Origin of the sequence: Acetobacterium sp. (genome assembly GCF_030652775.1) — a bacterium.
In the GTDB taxonomy this organism is placed as follows: domain Bacteria; phylum Bacillota; class Clostridia; order Eubacteriales; family Eubacteriaceae; genus Acetobacterium.
In genome coordinates this window covers 1-17,975 of the sequence record NZ_JAUSPS010000072.1, presented here as the reverse complement: position 1 = coordinate 17,975, position 17,975 = coordinate 1, and the positions used below count along the sequence as shown (strand labels likewise).

23 protein-coding genes, 1 riboswitch and 1 other annotated feature are annotated in these 17,975 nt (G+C 42.8%); of the genes, 5 read left to right on the top strand and 18 right to left on the bottom strand.

All coding sequences use genetic code 11. The annotated features are described in order from the left end of the window. Positions 1–48 precede the first annotated feature (48 nt). Both Q7J41_RS13050 and thyX read right to left on the bottom strand, forming a co-directional pair. The gene (locus tag Q7J41_RS13050; RefSeq protein WP_304888795.1) at positions 49–906 is read right to left on the bottom strand and encodes a hypothetical protein; all 858 of its coding nucleotides are present in this window, start codon (positions 904–906) and stop codon (positions 49–51) included. A 62-nt stretch (positions 907–968) separates the two neighbouring features. Continuing rightward, positions 969–1,739, bottom strand: coding sequence for an FAD-dependent thymidylate synthase (gene thyX / locus Q7J41_RS13045; protein WP_304888794.1), 771 nt, complete (start codon positions 1,737–1,739; stop codon positions 969–971). Positions 1,740–1,971: 232 nt separating this feature from the next. On the opposite strand from thyX, the gene Q7J41_RS13040 reads away from it, so the two are divergent. After that, entirely contained in the window at positions 1,972–2,505 is a 534-nt protein-coding gene (locus tag Q7J41_RS13040) for a M48 family metallopeptidase (RefSeq protein ID WP_304888792.1), read from the top strand. Positions 2,506–2,571: 66 nt separating this feature from the next. Here the strand turns inward: Q7J41_RS13040 and Q7J41_RS13035 are convergent, their stop codons facing one another. The 6 genes from Q7J41_RS13035 to Q7J41_RS13010 all read right to left on the bottom strand — a co-directional run bounded on the left by Q7J41_RS13035 (position 2,572) and on the right by Q7J41_RS13010 (position 8,008). After that, the gene (locus tag Q7J41_RS13035) at positions 2,572–3,795 is read right to left on the bottom strand and encodes an OFA family MFS transporter (protein WP_304888789.1); all 1,224 of its coding nucleotides are present in this window, start codon (positions 3,793–3,795) and stop codon (positions 2,572–2,574) included. Between the two features lie 22 nt (positions 3,796–3,817). Further along, entirely contained in the window at positions 3,818–4,471 is a 654-nt protein-coding gene (locus Q7J41_RS13030; RefSeq protein ID WP_304888787.1) for a 3-oxoacid CoA-transferase subunit B, read from the bottom strand. A gap of 11 nt (positions 4,472–4,482) precedes the next feature. Beyond that, positions 4,483–5,199 carry a CoA transferase subunit A gene (locus tag Q7J41_RS13025; RefSeq protein WP_304888785.1) on the bottom strand — a complete coding sequence of 239 codons (717 nt, stop codon included), beginning with the start codon at positions 5,197–5,199 and terminating at the stop codon, positions 4,483–4,485. 484 nt (positions 5,200–5,683) lie between these two features. Further along, positions 5,684–6,403 (bottom strand): zinc ribbon domain-containing protein, encoded by a 720-nt coding sequence (locus Q7J41_RS13020; RefSeq protein WP_304888783.1) that lies wholly within the window; start codon positions 6,401–6,403, stop codon positions 5,684–5,686. Between the two features lie 4 nt (positions 6,404–6,407). Further along, positions 6,408–7,706: a hypothetical protein gene (locus Q7J41_RS13015; protein WP_304888781.1), complete on the bottom strand. Its 1,299-nt coding sequence runs from the start codon at positions 7,704–7,706 to the stop codon at positions 6,408–6,410. Beyond that, on the bottom strand, positions 7,706–8,008 hold the full coding sequence (locus tag Q7J41_RS13010; protein ID WP_304888779.1) for a hypothetical protein: 303 nt from the start codon (positions 8,006–8,008) through the stop codon (positions 7,706–7,708). Before Q7J41_RS13010 ends, Q7J41_RS13015 begins: the two co-directional genes overlap by 1 nt. Positions 8,009–8,380: 372 nt before the next feature. Further along, positions 8,381–8,473, top strand: a riboswitch (THF riboswitch). Positions 8,474–8,608: 135 nt separating this feature from the next. Here Q7J41_RS13010 and folE point away from each other — a divergent pair. Genes folE through folK form a run of 4 tightly spaced genes read left to right on the top strand, consistent with a single transcriptional unit; the run spans position 8,609 to position 11,301 of the window. Next, complete coding sequence (folE, locus tag Q7J41_RS13005; RefSeq protein ID WP_304888777.1) at positions 8,609–9,169, top strand: GTP cyclohydrolase I FolE; 561 nt, start codon at positions 8,609–8,611, stop codon at positions 9,167–9,169. Between the two features lie 10 nt (positions 9,170–9,179). Continuing rightward, a complete protein-coding gene (locus Q7J41_RS13000) occupies positions 9,180–9,662 on the top strand; it encodes an HD domain-containing protein (protein WP_304888775.1) in 483 nt (160 codons plus the stop codon). A gap of 11 nt (positions 9,663–9,673) precedes the next feature. Next, entirely contained in the window at positions 9,674–10,501 is an 828-nt protein-coding gene (gene folP / locus Q7J41_RS12995) for a dihydropteroate synthase (RefSeq protein WP_304888773.1), read from the top strand. Next, the gene (folK, locus tag Q7J41_RS12990) at positions 10,483–11,301 is read left to right on the top strand and encodes a 2-amino-4-hydroxy-6-hydroxymethyldihydropteridine diphosphokinase (protein ID WP_304888772.1); all 819 of its coding nucleotides are present in this window, start codon (positions 10,483–10,485) and stop codon (positions 11,299–11,301) included. Before folP ends, folK begins: the two co-directional genes overlap by 19 nt. A 76-nt stretch (positions 11,302–11,377) precedes the next feature. On the opposite strand, the gene Q7J41_RS12985 is transcribed toward folK, so the two are convergent. The 10 genes from Q7J41_RS12985 to Q7J41_RS12940 all read right to left on the bottom strand — a co-directional run bounded on the left by Q7J41_RS12985 (position 11,378) and on the right by Q7J41_RS12940 (position 17,778). Then, positions 11,378–11,956 (bottom strand): hypothetical protein, encoded by a 579-nt coding sequence (locus tag Q7J41_RS12985; RefSeq protein WP_304888771.1) that lies wholly within the window; start codon positions 11,954–11,956, stop codon positions 11,378–11,380. A 19-nt stretch (positions 11,957–11,975) separates the two neighbouring features. Continuing rightward, positions 11,976–13,427, bottom strand: coding sequence for a proline--tRNA ligase (gene proS, locus Q7J41_RS12980; protein ID WP_304888769.1), 1,452 nt, complete (start codon positions 13,425–13,427; stop codon positions 11,976–11,978). Between the two features lie 80 nt (positions 13,428–13,507). Next, a complete protein-coding gene (gene rplL / locus Q7J41_RS12975; RefSeq protein WP_304888767.1) occupies positions 13,508–13,891 on the bottom strand; it encodes a 50S ribosomal protein L7/L12 in 384 nt (127 codons plus the stop codon). Positions 13,892–13,939: 48 nt separating this feature from the next. Further along, the gene (gene rplJ, locus Q7J41_RS12970) at positions 13,940–14,461 is read right to left on the bottom strand and encodes a 50S ribosomal protein L10 (protein ID WP_304888765.1); all 522 of its coding nucleotides are present in this window, start codon (positions 14,459–14,461) and stop codon (positions 13,940–13,942) included. Positions 14,462–14,485: 24 nt separating this feature from the next. Next, positions 14,486–14,607 (bottom strand) — a sequence feature (ribosomal protein L10 leader region). A 75-nt stretch (positions 14,608–14,682) separates the two neighbouring features. Further along, positions 14,683–15,372, bottom strand: coding sequence for a 50S ribosomal protein L1 (gene rplA / locus Q7J41_RS12965; RefSeq protein ID WP_304888763.1), 690 nt, complete (start codon positions 15,370–15,372; stop codon positions 14,683–14,685). 61 nt (positions 15,373–15,433) lie between these two features. Further along, complete coding sequence (gene rplK / locus Q7J41_RS12960; protein WP_111889290.1) at positions 15,434–15,859, bottom strand: 50S ribosomal protein L11; 426 nt, start codon at positions 15,857–15,859, stop codon at positions 15,434–15,436. Positions 15,860–15,929: 70 nt separating this feature from the next. Further along, the gene (gene nusG / locus Q7J41_RS12955; RefSeq protein WP_026394520.1) at positions 15,930–16,466 is read right to left on the bottom strand and encodes a transcription termination/antitermination protein NusG; all 537 of its coding nucleotides are present in this window, start codon (positions 16,464–16,466) and stop codon (positions 15,930–15,932) included. Positions 16,467–16,479: 13 nt separating this feature from the next. Continuing rightward, complete coding sequence (gene secE / locus Q7J41_RS12950; RefSeq protein WP_304888757.1) at positions 16,480–16,857, bottom strand: preprotein translocase subunit SecE; 378 nt, start codon at positions 16,855–16,857, stop codon at positions 16,480–16,482. Positions 16,858–16,875: 18 nt separating this feature from the next. Beyond that, on the bottom strand, positions 16,876–17,025 hold the full coding sequence (rpmG, locus tag Q7J41_RS12945; protein WP_014355470.1) for a 50S ribosomal protein L33: 150 nt from the start codon (positions 17,023–17,025) through the stop codon (positions 16,876–16,878). Positions 17,026–17,277: 252 nt separating this feature from the next. Continuing rightward, positions 17,278–17,778 (bottom strand): GNAT family N-acetyltransferase, encoded by a 501-nt coding sequence (locus Q7J41_RS12940; RefSeq protein WP_304888751.1) that lies wholly within the window; start codon positions 17,776–17,778, stop codon positions 17,278–17,280. Between the last annotated feature and the right edge of the window lie 197 nt (positions 17,779–17,975).

Genomic DNA, 17,975 nt, shown 5'->3' with positions numbered 1-17,975 from the left:
GGTCGGTACGGTAGCTTATCGACACCCTCAAGCCCAGGCGGGCTTTTTTTATTTCTGCGTTTTCGATTCGGTTGCTTTTTCCAGCTTTTTATTTTTATTTTTGCCAATCAATTTTTCAAATGTTTGCTCTGACCATGATTTTCTTTCACTCATTTTTTTCTCATGGAGTCGGGTGAATTTATTGATCCGACCAACCCATGTTTTCGCTTCAGCAATCATTCGGCTGTCATCAGGATTGGGAATCACGGCTGTCCATTCCTGAAACAACTTTCCATTTCGCGTTAATGCCTCATAGTTAATGGCCAGAACCTTATACATTTTCTCACCGTTATCATAGTTTTTGAGTTTTGCCTGGGCTTTTGACCATCGATGAAACCGCCCCATAATATAGGCGCTGTCTTCATGAATAACGGTGACATAGGGTTTTACCAGTGCCTTGTATTTAAAACTCTGGGGTAATATTATCGTGAACAGGACTGAGAGGGTGGCAAAGAACGCAAAAAAGACAAATCCCAGCCATTTCATTTCTGCGGATAACATAACAAAGAGTAATACCGAGATAACCAGCTCGATGGCCAACAGGATCCAGATTTTTTTCTTTTCGGAGTTCTTCTGGATTTCATTTAATTCACCGATAAACCCCTCGTATTGGGCTTCATCATATTCCCAGATCAGAGCTTCATCTTTTTTCTCCATAAAAGCCTCAAAATGACGATACCTTTGATAGAAATAGATGGTATAACCGAGCGAAAAAACAATCACAACCACACCAGCATAGGTAAAATAAAACTGGTAGATTCCCACCGCTTTGATCACAAACGGAACAAAAATAATAACGACCCCCAAAACAGCAACGATTAAAGATAGAATGATACTCTGTTTTTCAGGATTTTTAATTTCCAACATACCTTTTCACAACCTTTTCAATTTTTAGTTTGTTTTTATAGAACATCTTATCCATTAATTACTTAAATTTGTTTGAATTTTTCTCTGACCTCAGTAATTTTTCCACAGGTCATACTTCCCTCTGGACAAGGCCCTTCAACACAACGGGGTCCGCCGTTTTTAAAGAGTAACGGTGCCACTTTTTTGCATTCTCTGAGCATTTGCGTGGCCAGTTCGCGGATTTCCCATTGGGCTCGGTTGCAACAACGCTGATTGAAGAAATGCAGCAATTCCCGGGTATTCATGGTGGTCACTATTTTCGTCTCACAGGCATTGGGCAAGACAAACCGGGCATCTTCGATTCCCTGCTTTTCGGCAGCCATGGCGGCCTGTTTTTCGGTTAAACCAGTTGCCATCAAATCACTGGTATACTTTTCTATAAGCTTTTCAGCCAAGGCATCATAGGTCTTTTGGGCATTTTCCATTCCTTCAACAAAGATCTTTTCACCATCCGGCAGGGCTTTGATTTCTGGCGGAATCACATAATTGAACTGTCCTTCGCTGACATAGCGTTGGGATTTCTGGCTGAAGCTTGCCATCCGGTGGCGCACCAGCTGATGGGTTAAAGCCCGGCTCACCCCTTCAATAGCAAAAGTAAAGCTGGCGTGTTCGATCGGTGACGCATGCCCCATGTCCATCAAACGGGTTAAAAAGCGTTCCACATTGTCATCCGTCAGATCTTCCATGATCTCACCGGCGCCGGCTTTGGAATAACAGAGCTTGGCCGCTGCGGCAACTAATTTTTCGGGATCTGGTGTGTGTTGAATCAATGTTACACTTAATTTTGTTTCCATAAGATTCTCCTTTCATTTAAAAAACGTACTAAAATTGCTTAACATTTTTTACTTGGAATTTAAAATTCATTATAACATTTTTCCCCGGATTGTTATACATCATATTGAAATTTTACGACGTTATCACCAATTCTTTCCCTATGGTGACAACTATTTCTATTCAGGTTTTCTCCGTTCTTGGATATAATAGCTTAAAATGGAGTCGTTTTACAAGAAGATGGAGGTAACCCCTATGTTTGGCAATCTTGATACCGTCCCTGAATTATTAAAGAATTATCAGTATAAAACTGGTGAAAAGCATAAATTTCTTGGTGATTACTATCGCCTGATGATTGAAGAATCACCCACCACCGGTGTCATCATCAACAATTATAATATGGTGCTCAATGTCAATGACGTGCAATCCCTTGCGCATAAAGAATTTGTTTTAGATATGTGGTACCGGGAACAGGCTCGGGATGTTTTTGTGGAAGCCATGGCTTCTGCTATTGTCAAAGCCGCTCCCTACCAGGTTCGTTTTCCCGACTTGAAAATCTACCGTCTGGACAACCGTTGGGGCGCCTGTTCGCCTAAAAGTCAACGGGTTATCCTTAATCTGGAACTGATTAAAACCCCTAAGGAATGCATTGAATACATTGCTTTGCACGAGATGCTGCACTTTCGCTTTCCCAATCATAATCTTTCCTTCTATGGTGCTCTAGGCACACTGATGTCAGACTGGAAAGAACGGGAAGATATGCTCAACCGCAAATACCGCTTAACCTGAACCAAAAAAATAAGATCTGCCTGATCAAGGCAGATCTTATTTTTTTACATTTTGATTCGCAATGTTTTAGTTCTCTGTTGCCAGCGTCATCTTCTGTTTGGCATTCATTCGTTTGGCAAACAATACCAAAATAATCGCCGCAATGTTGATTCCTAACGTGATGATAAAAGCCAGGTTATAGCTGCCGCCGCTTTGTTCTACTGCGTAGGCGGCAATTTGTGGTCCGATGAAGGCGCCGATGGACAGCCCGGTCATCACCACCCCATAATTCATGCTCAAATGTTTGATCCCAAAATTATCGGCGGTGATCGATGGAAATAAACCGAACACCCCACCATAGCTGGCGGCGATTAAACAGATCCCCACCATGAAAAGCGGTAAATCTTTGGTGAAATACAAAGATACTAAGCCAGTACCACTTAACGCAAACATAACCATCAAGGTATTATAACGTCCGATTTTATCGGAGACAGTTCCCCAGACAACCCGACCAGTGGCATTGGCCAGGCCGATAAAACCAACCGCAAAAGCTGCCTGCTCTGGTGATAAACCAACCATCACCTGACCAATCGGTGAAGCCTGGCTGATAATCATTAACCCGGAAATACAGCCTAACACCATTAATCCCCAGATCACATAAAAATCAGGAGTTTTTAACATATCCCGGGTGGCGACATCACCGCTATTTTGGTTTGTTGCCGCAGCAGTGACCTGGTTAGTCGTTTCTGGAACCGGTGGGGCGGCAATAAAGATCCCCAATACCAGGATTACCCCGGCAAAGATTAAACCCAAGGTTTGAAATGCCCCCAATACGCCTTGGGCAGCAATGAATTGAACCGCCACCGGGGCAAAGATCAGCGACCCGGCCCCAAAACCGCCAGCCGTCAAGCCACCAGCCAAACCCTTATGCTCGGGAAACCATTTAACCGTGTTGGAAACGGTAATCGAGTAGATCAGTCCAATTCCCGATCCGGCAATCAACCCATAGGTAATATAGATTTGATAAACGGTGGTGATCATACCGCTTAAGAAAAGACCCAAACCGAACATCACCCCGCCTAACAAAACAACCACCCGGACACCGAAACGTTTTACCAGCGGTCCGGCCAAAATCATGGCAATTGGCAATACAAATAAGTTAATGGTAAACGCCATTGATGCCTGGGACGCTGTCCAACCAAAATCGGCCATCAACGGCTTTGAGAAAACACTCCAGGCGTAGGCAAAACCGATGCACAAGTTAATCACAATGCTGACTGCCAAGATAAACCATTTTTTATTGTTATTCATTTTACTTTCCTCTTCTATCTTTCTAAGTAATTTCGATATGTTCCCATTCGATGATGTTGATAATCGTCCCTTCAGTGAGCCGCTCAACCTCAGCTGCCGTTACCCCTGGCGCCAGTTCTTCCAGATGCAATCCATCTTTGGCTACCCGGAACACCGCCTTATCGGTGATAATCATATCCACCACCCCAGCGGCGGTTAACGGCAGGGTACATCTTTTTCTGATTTTCGGGTTGCCATGTTTATCAGTATGGGTCATCGCTACAATCACCCGTTTACAGCCATAAAGCAAGTCCATGGCACCACCCATTCCGGTTAACAGTTTGCCGGGAATTTTCCAGCTGGCGATACTGCCACCTTCATCAACCTCCAGCGCCCCGACTACGGTCATATTAACGTGACCGCCGCGGATCATCGCAAATGATGTTGCCACATCAAAAACAGCGCCACCGGCCATCATCGTAATCGGCTCGGCCCCGGCATTGGCAATATCGGGATTGCTTTCACCCCGCTTTGGTTTGGGACCAAACATTAAGCCACCATTTTCGGTCTGGAGAAATACCTGGGTTCCTTCCGGGATATAATTAGCTGATTCGGTAGGGATTCCGATTCCCAAATTAACGTACATCCCGTCTTTAAATTCTTTGGCAATTCTTCTGGCAATATAATTTCTCGGCATTTTCGGTCCTCCTATAATTTATTTGTGGCAATCCACAATTCTTCATAAATATTCTTTCGTTCCTCAAAGCTGTGTCCCTGGACAATATAATCGACAAAAATCCCCGGCGTTCCAACCTGCTCACAGGCAATCTCGCCAACTCCGACGATTTCATCGACTTCGGCGATGACGATATCGGCAGCGGTTGCCATAATCGGATTGGTATTGCTCATGCCCTGATACTGCAAATTTCCTAAAGGATCGCTGCGATAGGCTTTGATAACCGCCACATCGGCTCGGATCGGTTTAAATAATAGATAGGGCTTTCCGTCGACGATGATTTTTTCGGCCATCGCTTCAACTTCAGTTCCCATCCCTACTGGTGTCACAACTGCTCCCAGCCCGGCACCGCCAGCCCGAACCCGCTCAACAAAGGTACCCATCGGACTTAACTCCAGCTCCACTTCTCCATTGACAATCTGTTTGATCAAATTGGGATCGGTGCCCACATGAGATGTCACATATTTGATAATTTGCTTGTTTAAAACCAATTTTCCGATATCAACACCGCCGCCCCGGTAGCCGGCGCCAATACTGATGACGGTCAGATCTTTGATGCCTGCCGCCGCTATTTCATCGATCATTTTTAGCGGAACAGCAGCCCCTAAAAATCCTCCAATCATAACCGAAGATTTATTAACAATCTTTTTTGCGGCTTCTTTTATCGTAATTCGTACTGCCACTTCCATGACCTCCCTTGTACCTGATATTTACCAAATCGTTTTAAGATGGTTCCTCAATTTAACATGAAACCAACCATTTACAACGACAATTTTTTATCCGATAAAGGGAATTTTTCATCGTTTTTCGCTAGGGTTTATACCAATTTTTCTTAAGTGTGTCTTTAATATATTAATGTTACTCTTATAATCATCATTCACGTGTCTTTAATAAGACTCAAGAACGGTCTTAAAAGAAGCGACTCAGCAACAAAATATCCGTTTATTAATAAAACTTAATATTTATACAGATATGATTCAATCATTTGTTAAATAACGAATTACATTCATTTTGTTTCGCTAATTTTTACTCTTCATCTATTAATCTATGCGCACAAAAAAAATAACTGGATAAAACAGCACGGCTGTATTATCCAGTTATTTTCTATTTTATTTGTTATTCTCTGTTATTAATGTCAACCTTAATCAGATCAACACGACAATTTCGTTAAATTCAGACATGCATTTTCTTTTTCAGCATTCTTCTGGTTTTTTCCGGAATGCGATGATAAATGGTCTGGAGTAAAACAATGATGCAAAATCCCGAGACGGCCACAATCAATGACCAGGTTAAATGAATGTTGCCCTGAACATTTAAACTGATAATTCCGTCGATGCCGATTGCCAACACAATCACAAAAAGAATCAGATTGGAGGGAATAAAAATAAACTGACTTTTATGCCGGGTATGTTTCAAAATAAACCGGAACAGGCTGACATCCAGATAAACCAGGGTGGCAATCGGAAATGCATAGCTCAGGAACCAATTCGTTTGACTTCCGCTAATCAGGTAAACCGATAAACAGGTGATCACTACCGTAATATAAGCGCCCAAAAAATTGTAATTCGGGTGTAGGTAACCCATGGCAAAAAAGACAATCGCAAAAATACTGAGATCGGCCAGGGCAATGTATTTAAGCAGCACATGGTTCCAGGGATAGACCAGATAAATCACCCCAATGATGACCATAATACTGATGGCAATAATGGTCAGCGAAAAGAACGCCTTATTCTTTTTTCCCAGATGATCTTCGTCATAGGTATTAATGGCCTGGGGATATTTGCTATCTTGGGAAAAATTCCCTTCATTGACATCGGGGATGGGAAAGTCGCATAACGGACAGTTTTTCACATCATCTTCAACTTCAACGCCGCATTTTGGACAATAAGCCATAGTCTCACCTCTTATTCGTTTCTATTTTTACCGGAATACCCAGCTGCCTGATTTTTCTGAAAAAAATCTTCTCAATCACCGTTTCGCCGGTGGTTTTTCCAAAGCACAGCGCCAGGCAATTGTCATAACTGACGGTTACCATTTTTAGCCGACTTTCGGCGCTGGGTGAAGGGAACACCTCAAAACTCTTTACATAAGGGCGCAGCTCTTCTGGCACCGTGACCACCCCCAGATTGGATAATCCGCTGGTATATCCCCGCTCGCCGTAGCGTTTATAGACCACTGGCATAAACAGCTTTTTCATCCACAGGGGAATAATCCTCAAAAAGATCAGCTGTTCATTGCGCACATTTCGGGAAATATAGCGGTTAATGTGCTTCCGATTCATATACAAACCCATGTACCCTTTGATCTGCTCAATTATTTCGGCTCTGGTATAATAACCTAACGCCAGATCAATCTCTGGATTCAGACTGATGAAGAAATTTCTCAGCGTAATTGAGGGAAACATCCTTCTTAAATCTACCGGCACATTGATGGCAATTCGTTGCCGATGCTTTTTCTTCTCACTAATGGCCAGCTCCATGATATATTCCTGGATGCTCTCGAAATAAAGGGCCAGAATAAACTGAGTCAGGGTACAGCCATGGCTTTTAGCCAGAACCAGCAAGGGCGCCACCGGGACAAAGCCAGTCAGCAGCAGATACTCGCCTTTATCCAGCAGTTGAAAGGGAAAATGAAAGACTTTTTTACTGCCTGGCGGTGGCGGAACATTTTCTTCATAATAGACTTTAAACGAATCTTCAAACTCGCCCGGATCAACATCCGCATCAATGTCCATGGCTTTGCCCAGATCTTTTGGCACAATCCCTTTTAACAGCTTAAAATACTCAATGATCAGGGTTTGCAGAAAGGCCAATCCACCGCTGCCGTCACAGATGCTGTGGTTGAATTCCACATGGATATACTTTTTATAATAGAGCACCCGAAAGGGAAAGGTCTTTCCCTGCCGCTGCCGCATCGTCTTGCATGGATAATAGGTTTCTTCCTCAACCCTGGGGATCGCTTCGGTATGTTCATAGTAATACCAGAAAAAGCCCCGTTTCAGGGTCACCTGAAAATACGGAAAACGATGGATAATCTGTTCCAGCGCTTTTTGCAGCGTCCTTGGTTCAACTGCCTCTGATAATTCCACCGTCATCCGGTACACCGTTGTCATCCGCGATGAGGCAATGGCCGTATATAGCACCCCGGCATTATCCAGGGAATAGAAATTTTTCTTGTGATTTTTTTCTTCCATCATCAACCCCCGCCCCTGAGAAAGTTCTTGCGAAAGGTCAGCAGAAAATCGTCAAACTGATCTTTTACTACCGCCAGGGTGACATCCACCGCAACCAGCGACCAAACCCCAATACTCTCCTGACGTTCTTCCGAAAGGGTCACCTGCCAGCCCGCACCAGCATAGCTATCGCCACGGATGACAGTAGCTTTTTTAGTCAGATAACGTTCAAACTCCCATTTGGGAATCCCCCGCATATAAAGCGTTTTCACGGTGATTTGATCAGGCTTGAGCAGTTCTCCTATTTCATGATCTGGATCTGTCATCGTCTTACTCATTTCTTTTCGTATTTCTGTTCATTTTTTTCTTATTTGGCAGAGTTATTTTAACATAGTCTTCTTAATTAAACGATGAAATTCTTAAAGATGAACACTTTCTTTTATCAATTTTCGCGATTAAATTTAATCGTTCAACTCGGAATAAGTAAAAAAAATGCCCATCGATTACATGGTTTGCCTGACTTTGTTAAAAAAATGGTTGAATTTTTTCTCTTTACTTTTTCCATTTATTTATCTAATTTTTTCTGGCTGTTTTTAGTCGTTATTTCCTTAACAAAAGAGTCTTAGCCATTTTAAGAATACGTTATATTACCCTTGTAACTGACTCTGTCCCATGTTAAAATACACCCAATTAAATATAACAGAGTAGACAAGATGCGTAAAGTGTTAGAGGATGGGAAGTTGCCTTTAAACGAAATGAACTCATTGCGATATCTTGTTGCTTCCGCTGGACCCCTTAACATCCAATTAAGGGTTGCGGAAGCATTGCTTAAAACATTTTGTTTTATTTAAGTAATGCTTTTTTTATTTGGTTTTAATAAAAACCATTCCGGATCAATATCAAGTTGATTCGGCGATAGGAGAAAAATGATTGATCAAAAGAAAATCCAAGAAGCTGTCACAATGATTTTAGAAGCCATCGGCGAAGACCCTACCCGTGAAGGTCTGGTTGAAACCCCGGCTCGGGTTGCCCGAATGTATGCCGAAATTTTTTCAGGACTGGGTCATACTGCCGAAGTTCACCTGGCCAAAACCTTTGCGGTAAAATCTGACGACATTGTCATCGAACGGGATATCCCCTTTTATTCGATGTGCGAACACCACCTGCTGCCATTCTACGGCAAGGTCCACATCGCCTATATTCCCAACGGTCGCGTTGCCGGGCTTTCAAAACTTGTGCGAACGGTTGATTTATACTCAAAAAAACCACAGCTTCAGGAAGTCTTAACCACTGATATTGGCGAAGCCATTATGGAGTATCTGCATGCCCGAGGGGTCATGGTTATTGTCGAAGCCGAACACCTGTGTATGAATATGCGTGGTGTTAAACGTCCCGGTACCCGAACGGTCACCGCAATGCAAGCCGGTATATTTGAACATAACAAGGAGCTTAAAGATGAAGTCCATAAGCTTTTAAGCATCAAATAGGACGTGGTTAATGGATCAGTTAAAAAACACCAACTTACTTTATCAAAATAGGAACTATCAAACCTATCTCGAAAATATCAAAACCTGTGAGATCAAACGGCAGTTTTGTCGTCACGACCTCGCCCATTTTTTAGCAGTAGCCCGCATTGCTTGTATAAAGGCCACAGAAGCCGGTTTAAACTTCTCCCGGGATCTAATTTATACCACCGCATTGCTCCACGACATTGGTCGTTTTGTCCAATATCAGGACAAAACACCCCATGAAATTGCCTCCCATCAGTTGGCAATTCCTTTACTGAAAACCCTTGATTACAGCGACGATGAAAATAAACTGATCCTGGATGCCATCCGCAATCATCGTAACCCGGAAGCCCAGGGCTTCAGTCGAATAGTATATGAAAGCGACAAATTGTCCCGGGCATGTTTTTGCTGCCCGGTCGAAAAAGAATGTGATTGGTCAAGCCAAAAGAAAAACCTGACCATTGTTTATTAAAGGAGTTCCCCATGAAAATTGGCAATAAAAATTTTGACTTAAACAATCAGATCCTCATCATGGGGATCTTAAACGTTACCCCGGATTCATTTTCCGACGGTGGCAAGTTCAATAATCTCGACGCCAGCCTTAAACAGGTCGAAAAAATGATCGCTGATGGTGCCGATCTCATCGACCTCGGTGGCGAATCCACCCGACCCGGCCATACCCAAATCAGCGATGCCGAAGAAATCGAGCGGATCGTTCCGATGATCACAGCGATCCAGAAGCGTTTTGATATTCCCATCTCTATTGACACCTACAAGGGTGCTGTCGGTGCAGCGGCCTTACAGGCCGGTGCCGACATGGTCAATGATATCTGGGGATTCAAATATGACCCCACCCTGGCTGATGTTACGGCCAAGTACCAGGTTCCCTGTGTGCTGATGCATAATCGCAATAATCAGAATTACGATCATCTGATCACCGATATTATCAGCGATCTGCAGGAATCCATTGACATCGCACTGCAGGCAGGCATCTCCCGGGATGCCATCATCCTCGATCCCGGCATCGGCTTTGCTAAGGATTATGCCCAGAATATGGAAACAATGCATCACCTCGAAGCCCTCCAAAGTCTCGGCTATCCGCTGCTGTTGGGCACCTCCCGGAAAGGCTTTATCGGCCTGACCCTGGATCTGCCAGTTACCGAAAGGGTGGAAGGCACCGTTGCCACCACCGTTATCGGCATTATGAAGGGCGCCGCAATTATTCGGGTTCATGATGTGCGGGAAAATAAACGGGCGGCTCAAATGACAGTCAGCATTCTGAAAGGAGCACCATGGACAAACTCTATATAAAAGATTTTGAGGTATTTGCCTACCACGGGGTTTTCCCCGAAGAAAAAACCCTGGGTCAGAAATTTCTGATTTCGGTGACCCTGACCCTGGATATGCAGGAAGCCGCCCTCACCGGCGACTTGACAAAATCGGTTCACTACGGCGAACTCTGTCATGCCCTGGAAGTGGAATTCAAAAAAGAAAGCTATGACCTCATCGAAACCGCCGGGGAAATGCTGGCTACCTATGTTTTAAAACATTACCCGATGGTTAAACATGTCAGCATCATGATCAAGAAACCCTGGGCACCTATTTTAAAATCGATGGATACCGTCGCCATCGAAATCAATCGCGGTTGGCATCAGGCCTTTATCGGGCTGGGCACCAATATGGGTGACCGCAATCAGAATTTAACCGAGGCGATTGCGGCCATTAAAAACAGCCCTGGCATTGATGTCCTGACACAGTCCACCATCATTGAGACCGAACCCTGGGGTTACACCGATCAGGATGCGTTTCTCAATTGTGTGCTGAGAATCAGAACCACCCTGCCCCCTCGCATCCTGATGAGCCTGTTGCTAGAGATCGAACAGGGACTCAAGCGGGAACGGACCATTCACTGGGGTCCCCGAACCATCGATCTGGACATCTTATTCTACGACAACCTGGTGACCGATGATCCCCATGTCATTCTGCCCCATCCGCGAATCCAGGAGCGGGCTTTTGTAATGGAATCAATGGCGGAAATTGCCCCTTACTTTGTCCATCCGCTACTCAATAAACGGATGTTTGAAATTTTAGACAACTTAAAAAACGCGTAAAAAAAGAGGTCATTGAAATTTATGTTTCAATGACCTCTCTTTCTTTTTAGTATTAATAATTCATCCGTTATCGATGCTATCCAAAATAAATTGCATAAGCTGTCCGGCTCGGGGAAGTAATACCCACCTCGGTTACGGTGACGCCAATTTCGGCTTCGACATTTTCAAACAGATCAAAGATATTTTTACCGGAATCCAGACGAAATCCGTCTTCGCCGGGGTAGATCGAATCTTTTATCTCCACCCCATAGCGATTTTTGACATCACGAATCAACGTTTCTCTGGCAAATTCACAGGCGAAATTACATAGCTCCATAATAATGTACTGTTCCAAGACATTTTCCCGGGATAAGCAATAATTCTCAATTTCCGGGCCGGCAGTGACGATATTGGGAAAAATGCAAGTCGCTTTAGAAATTTTTTCGACCCCAATTTCACTGACAAATTCAACGCCGTCGAGCGTGAAGTGGGTAGCATCAATGATTTTCGCTTCGGAAACCCGATATAAAACCTTCGGTTTGGGAATATTTCTTGCGGTCTCAAGAATCCGTTCAATCGGTAATGCTCGCTTTGATCCTTTTTTTATCCGGATATGTTCATAAAATTCGACTTCATTCAAGAAAAACCCGAGGTTAGTCATTGTAATGCTGCTCATCTTCACACGCTCGCTCTTCCTAATAAGCGCGGGCGAAGTAAGCCATTTTTTGCGCCGGCTTGCCGCAACAGACGCATTTGCCTTCGTACAATACTTCCTGCTCATCATCAAAAGGAATACAACGGATTGACGCCCCGGTATCTTCCTTGATCTGATCTTCACAGCTACGCTCACCACACCACATAGCTTTAACAAAGCCGGGATTCTCGGTTATATTCTTTTTAAATTCATCGATATTTGCTGCTGTTGAGGTTTTTTCTTCCCGCATTTTCAAGGCTTTATCAAAGAGGTTCGCCTGAATTTCAGTCAGCAGATCAGCGACCGCCTGAGACACATTGTCAAGGCTGACCGGGATTTTTTCGCCAGTATCGCGACGAGCCAGTACACATTGGCCATTTTCAATATCCCGCGGCCCGATTTCAAGACGGATCGGCACACCCTTCATTTCCCACTGATTAAACTTCCAGCCAGGCGAATAACCTTCGACATCATCGACCTTGACTCTAAAGTCTTTTCCCAGCGTTTTGCTGATTTCCCAGGCTTTGTCCAGAACGCCTTCTTTATGTTGAGCAACCGGAATGACGACCACTTGAATCGGGGCAATTTTCGGTGGTAAAACCAGACCATTGTCATCCCCGTGAACCATAATCACGCCGCCAATCAACCGGGTTGATACACCCCATGAGGTATGATATGGAAAGGACTGTTCATTATTTCGATCCAGATAGGTAATTTCAAAGGCTTTAGTAAAATGTTGACCCAGATTATGAGAGGTTCCCGATTGGAGCGCCTGCCCATCGTGCATCAGTGCTTCCATAGTATAGGTTGCGTCAGCTCCGGCGAATTTTTCTTTATCGCTTTTTCGGCCCACCACCATTGGCATGGCCAGGTGACTTTCAGCAATTTCGCGGTAGATTCCCAGCATCTTCATGGTTTCTTCCTGGGCTTCTTCGGGGGTTTCATGGAGCGTGTGACCTTCTTGCCATAAAAATTCAGAGGTTCTTAAAAATGGCCTGGTGGTTTTTTCCCATCGCACCACTGAACACCACTGATTATACAAATACGGTAGTTGACGGTAAGAATTCAGCCACTTTGAGTACATACTACATATGATCGTTTCGGAGGTGGGGCGCACTGCCAGTCTTTCGGCCAATTCTTTACCACCACCATGGGTTACCCAGGCTACCTCAGGGGCAAACCCTTCGACATGTTCGGCTTCTTTGGTTAAGAGGCTTTCTGGAATCAGAAGTGGAAAATACATATTTTCATGACCGGTTTCTTTAAACCGTTTATCATAAGCGCCCTGGATCAGCTCCCAAATCGCATAGCCATAGGGTCTGATCACCATAAAACCTTTGACCGGCGAATAATCCACTAATTCAGTTTTGGAGATAACATCGGTATACCATTGGGGGAAATCCACCGCCATGGGCGTAATTTCCTTGACTTGATTTGTCTGTTTTTTTCCCATTGTTTTTCTTTCTCAGACTTCGTCTGTTAAACAAAAAAATCACCTGCGCAAGCAAGTGATTTTTAGTGGTTATCGAGTAATTATTTTACTTCGACGCTTCCGCCAACTTCTTCAATTTTAGCTTTAATATCAGCAGCTTCTTCTTTAGTAGCAGCTTCTTTAACTGGTTTTGGAGCTTCATCAACTAATGCTTTTGCTTCTTTTAAGCCTAATCCAGTTAATTCACGAACAACTTTGATTACTTTGATTTTTTGATCGCCAGCAGCAGTTAAAATTACATCAAATTCAGTTTGTTCTTCTGCTTCTTCAGCAGCACCACCAGCAGCTGGAGCAGCCATCATAGCCATTGGAGCTGCAGCACTAACGCCGAATTCTTCTTCTAATGCTTTTACCAGTTCAGATAATTCTAATACTGTTAAACCTTTTACGTCTTCAATTAATTGTGTTACTTTTTCACTTGCCATTTTATAAAACCTCCAAATATTCTTTCTATAATTTAATTTGTCTTTGAATTATGCTTGTTTTTGTTCTGCAATCGCATTTAATGCGACAACCAATCCACGCATGTTTCCGTTAAGTACGTTAACAAAACCTGAAATTGGTGCGTTTAAGCCACCAAGAACCTGGGCAACCAGTACTTCTCGTGGTGGTAATTCGGCTAGATCGGCGACGCCTTGAACGTCTAAAACCTTACCATCAACCATACCTGCTTTAATTTCTAAAGCTTTATGTTTTTTTGCAAACTCGCTAAGTAGTTTTGCTGGAGCAACGGGATCTGTATCACAGAAAGCAATGGCTGTTGGTCCAACCAAAACGTCAAGTAAACCTTCAAAACCGGTTTCTTTAGCAGCGAACCGCATCATTGAGTTTTTATATACCTTGTAGTCGATACCTGCTGCACGAGCCGAAGCACGTAACTCAGTTACTTCTTCCACATTCAAACCACGATAGTCAACGAGAACCGCTGTCTGGGCGTTTCGAAGTTTTTCGGCAATTTCTTGTACAATCACTTGTTTTACTTCAATCTTTGGCATGTATTATCTGCACCTCCTTTATAAAATCGTATCAAAAAAGCTCACTCCACAGCGTGAAGAGAGCTCTATTATTCATTAAGCTTTTTTCTCTTCAACCTCGGTAGGATTTACATACCTACTGTCTCTGGATGAATGCGTCTTTAACAACGATGCTATTGTATCATTTGTCATTTTCTATGTCAAGTCGTTTCAGAGTTTATCTTCAAAGAAGCAACAAACTCCTAGATTTTTCCTGTGTTGACTTTAACTCCAGGACTCATGGTACTTGCCAGAGTAACACTTCTAAAGTATTGACCCTTGGAAGCAGCTGGTTTAGCTTTTTTAACAGTGTCCAATAATACCATCATGTTTTCATGTAAAGCTTCTTCGGTAAAAGATGCTTTACCAATGATGACATGAATAATATTGGTTTTGTCTAAACGATACTCAACCTTACCGGCTTTTGTATCCGCAACAGCTTTTGCAACATCCATGGTTACAGTTCCTGATTTGGGGTTAGGCATTAAACCTTTAGGTCCTAATACTCGACCTAAACGACCAACTTTACCCATCATGTCTGGAGTAGCAATCATTACATCAAAATCAAACCAGTTTTCTTTTTGAATTTTATCGATAATATCGTCTTCACCAAAGAAATCTGCACCAGCTTCTTCAGCTTCTTTCAATTTATCACCTTTGGCGATAACCAGAACTTTAACTGTTTTACCGGTACCATGTGGCAGAACGATTGCGCCACGAACCTGTTGATCTGCATGACGTGAGTCAACACCCAGTTTAACATGCAATTCAATTGTTTCATCAAACTTTGCTGTTGCAAGTTTCTTAACCTGTGCAATGGCTGCATCCAGTTCAAATAACTCTTGCTTATCAAAGCTTTTTACCAAATCCTGATATTTTTTTCCTTTTTTCATCTTTGCCTCCTTGTGGTAATAGCGGTTTCCCTCCCACTTAAGGTGTTTCTACCTTCTAAAATTATTCTTCGATTGTGATACCCATGCTACGGGCGGTTCCAGCGATCATTCTCATCGCTGATTCTACAGATGCTGCATTTAAGTCAGGCATTTTTAATGTTGCGATTTCTCTTAATTGTTCATTTGTAACCTTAGCTACCTTAGTTTTGTTAGGTACGCCAGATCCAGACTCAATGCCAGCAATTTTCTTTAACAGAACAGCAGCTGGTGGAGTTTTGGTAATAAATGAGTAAGATCGATCCTGATAAACAGTGATTACAACAGGAATAATCATCCCTGCGTCATTTGCAGTTTTTGCGTTGAATTCTTTACAGAATCCCATAATATTAACCCCATGTTGACCTAATGCAGGTCCAACTGGTGGTGCTGGTGTTGCTTTACCGGCAGGAATTTGTAATTTAATCATACCAATTACTTTTTTTGCCATGATAACACCTCCTTCATTTTATTATAGTTTTTTTTCTCCTAATGGAGTAGCATGAAGAATAGTTTTTTCCTTAAGTGTTTATTTTTTCTATTTGTTCAAATCCCAGTTCAGCGAGGGTATCTCGTCCAAACATGGAAACATTGACCTTAACCTTTGATTTCTCGGCATGTACTTCTTCAATAATTCCTGTGAAACCTTCAAGTGGTCCTTCAATTACCTTCACTTCTTCACCAACGTGCATACTGATTTCGACACGCTGCTGACGAATGCCCATGCTCTTAAGTTCAGCCTTGGACAACGGAACAGGTTTTGAAGCAGGACCAACAAACCCGGTAACACCACGGGTATTTCGGACAACATACCATGAATCATCCGTCATGAACATTTTGATCATGACATAACCTGGAAATAGTTTCTTTTCTTTAACGACTTTTTTGCCGTTTTTGCTTTCCACTACTTCTTGTACGGGAACCTGAACCTCAAGGATCACGTCCTCCATATTTCTGTTTTCTACTGTGGCTTCAATGCTTGCTTTTACCTTATTCTCGTAACCGGAATAGGTATGTGCAACAAACCATTGAGCCTGTTCGTGTTGATTAGTATCCATGGTTCTCCCTTACCTAAATGTTCATAAATAACGCGGCAAGTGCACCTAATCCTGAATCAACAACCCAAACGAGCAAAGTGAATATCCCAACAATTCCTGCGACAACGCCGGATTTCTTAATCAATTCATCTTTAGTCAACCAAGTAACTTTTCGCAGTTCATGATGTACGCCTTTTAAAAAGCCGATCATTTTTTGAAAAATGTTTGGTTCCTTACTTTTTTCGCTTGACTTCTTTTGTGGTTTTTTCTCATTTTTTGCCGTTGATTGAGGCGTCTTCTTTTCCTCTTTTACCAGGTTTGCTGCCTTATCATCGGTTTTTTGCGCCTGTTGTTGGGTGTTTTCTTTTCCTTGTTTACTACTGGCATTTTTAGTTTTCTTATTAGTTGCCATGATATTCCTCTTTATCCATTATTTCGTTTCTTTATGTGGTGTATGCTTCTTGCAAAACTTGCAATATTTATCCACTTCTAAACGATCAGGGTTATTCTTCTTGTTTTTCATGGTATCGTAATTTCTTTGCTTGCATTCTGTACATGCTAAAGTAACTTTTACTCTCATTCCAGCACCTCCTACATCCTTATATCAACACCCGCAGGAACACGCAGGCACACGTTCCCTATTTTCATAGTCACTAACATAGAATACCATGTGAACCTTATTTTTGTCAATGAAAACATTAATAATTATCCATGATTTTCTTTGCCACTGACAGCAAGTTTATTGTTGCTTTCGTCCAAATAAAAAAAGGCGTATAGCCTTTTGCACAACATTAAAATTATATCAGCAACGCCGGAAATAATCAAGTGGGATTTACACTTTTTCTATTTTTAATCCCCAATAATCACAACCAATGGTTTTCCCATCAATATCAACCGCATCCGGCATATGTCCCCACAACCTGAAGCCATGCTTTTTAACCAGCTTGCGGCTACTGATATTGGTCTCAAAAACAACCGCTACCAGATTTCTAAAACCGATTTCCCTGGCGGCCTCAATGGCTCGCTGCATCAGCATCGAACCGATGCCCTGACGATGAAAACGGCTGTCCAGGTAATAACTGATCTCTGAAGTAAAGCGGAATCCTTCCCGACCGGTGCGAAACTCGGTGAGCGTCACCCAGCCGACCACGTAACCATCCAACTCGGCCACAAACATTGGGTGTCTTGGCGCTGAGTGATGAATAAACCAGTCTTTTCGCATCTCCATGGTTGCCGGTGAAAGCTGGGCGGTAAATTTTCGAGCAGCGATGGCCTCGTTCAAAATTTCCAATACCCGGGCGTAATCTTTTGTTTCTACTAATCGTATGTTCAACTTAGTCAATTATCTCCTGTTAATCTACAATGTATCTTATTTTTTTGTTATCAAAACCTAGTACAACGTTGCATAAAATACTATGAATAAATTAATGCTATCATTTTCTCAACGTTTGATGCATAATGACCTTATCATTTATATACAAGGTGGTTTATTATGCGAAAGAAAACAATTGATACAATACCGGTTTTATC

Bases quoted from the DNA above. Each gene is read 5' to 3' on its own strand.
- Q7J41_RS12985 (WP_304888771.1), bottom strand. From the start codon at position 11,956: ATGAGCAGCATTACAATGACTAACCTCGGGTTTTTCTTGAATGAAGTC.
- rplK (WP_111889290.1), bottom strand. From the start codon at position 15,859: ATGGCAAAAAAAGTAATTGGTATGATTAAATTACAAATTCCTGCCGGT.
- folP (WP_304888773.1), top strand. From the start codon at position 9,674: ATGAAAATTGGCAATAAAAATTTTGACTTAAACAATCAGATCCTCATC.
- rplJ (WP_304888765.1), bottom strand. From the start codon at position 14,461: ATGCCAAAGATTGAAGTAAAACAAGTGATTGTACAAGAAATTGCCGAA.
- rpmG (WP_014355470.1), bottom strand. From the start codon at position 17,025: ATGAGAGTAAAAGTTACTTTAGCATGTACAGAATGCAAGCAAAGAAAT.
- nusG (WP_026394520.1), bottom strand. From the start codon at position 16,466: ATGGATACTAATCAACACGAACAGGCTCAATGGTTTGTTGCACATACC.
- Q7J41_RS13010 (WP_304888779.1), bottom strand. From the start codon at position 8,008: ATGACAGATCCAGATCATGAAATAGGAGAACTGCTCAAGCCTGATCAA.
- rplA (WP_304888763.1), bottom strand. From the start codon at position 15,372: ATGAAAAAAGGAAAAAAATATCAGGATTTGGTAAAAAGCTTTGATAAG.
- Q7J41_RS13015 (WP_304888781.1), bottom strand. From the start codon at position 7,706: ATGATGGAAGAAAAAAATCACAAGAAAAATTTCTATTCCCTGGATAAT.
- Q7J41_RS13050 (WP_304888795.1), bottom strand. From the start codon at position 906: ATGTTGGAAATTAAAAATCCTGAAAAACAGAGTATCATTCTATCTTTA.
- folK (WP_304888772.1), top strand. From the start codon at position 10,483: ATGGACAAACTCTATATAAAAGATTTTGAGGTATTTGCCTACCACGGG.
- folE (WP_304888777.1), top strand. From the start codon at position 8,609: ATGATTGATCAAAAGAAAATCCAAGAAGCTGTCACAATGATTTTAGAA.
- Q7J41_RS13020 (WP_304888783.1), bottom strand. From the start codon at position 6,403: ATGGCTTATTGTCCAAAATGCGGCGTTGAAGTTGAAGATGATGTGAAA.
- Q7J41_RS13000 (WP_304888775.1), top strand. From the start codon at position 9,180: ATGGATCAGTTAAAAAACACCAACTTACTTTATCAAAATAGGAACTAT.
- rplL (WP_304888767.1), bottom strand. From the start codon at position 13,891: ATGGCAAGTGAAAAAGTAACACAATTAATTGAAGACGTAAAAGGTTTA.
- Q7J41_RS13040 (WP_304888792.1), top strand. From the start codon at position 1,972: ATGTTTGGCAATCTTGATACCGTCCCTGAATTATTAAAGAATTATCAG.
- proS (WP_304888769.1), bottom strand. From the start codon at position 13,427: ATGGGAAAAAAACAGACAAATCAAGTCAAGGAAATTACGCCCATGGCG.
- Q7J41_RS13025 (WP_304888785.1), bottom strand. From the start codon at position 5,199: ATGGAAGTGGCAGTACGAATTACGATAAAAGAAGCCGCAAAAAAGATT.
- Q7J41_RS13030 (WP_304888787.1), bottom strand. From the start codon at position 4,471: ATGCCGAGAAATTATATTGCCAGAAGAATTGCCAAAGAATTTAAAGAC.
- thyX (WP_304888794.1), bottom strand. From the start codon at position 1,739: ATGGAAACAAAATTAAGTGTAACATTGATTCAACACACACCAGATCCC.
- Q7J41_RS13035 (WP_304888789.1), bottom strand. From the start codon at position 3,795: ATGAATAACAATAAAAAATGGTTTATCTTGGCAGTCAGCATTGTGATT.
- secE (WP_304888757.1), bottom strand. From the start codon at position 16,857: ATGGCAACTAATAAGAAAACTAAAAATGCCAGTAGTAAACAAGGAAAA.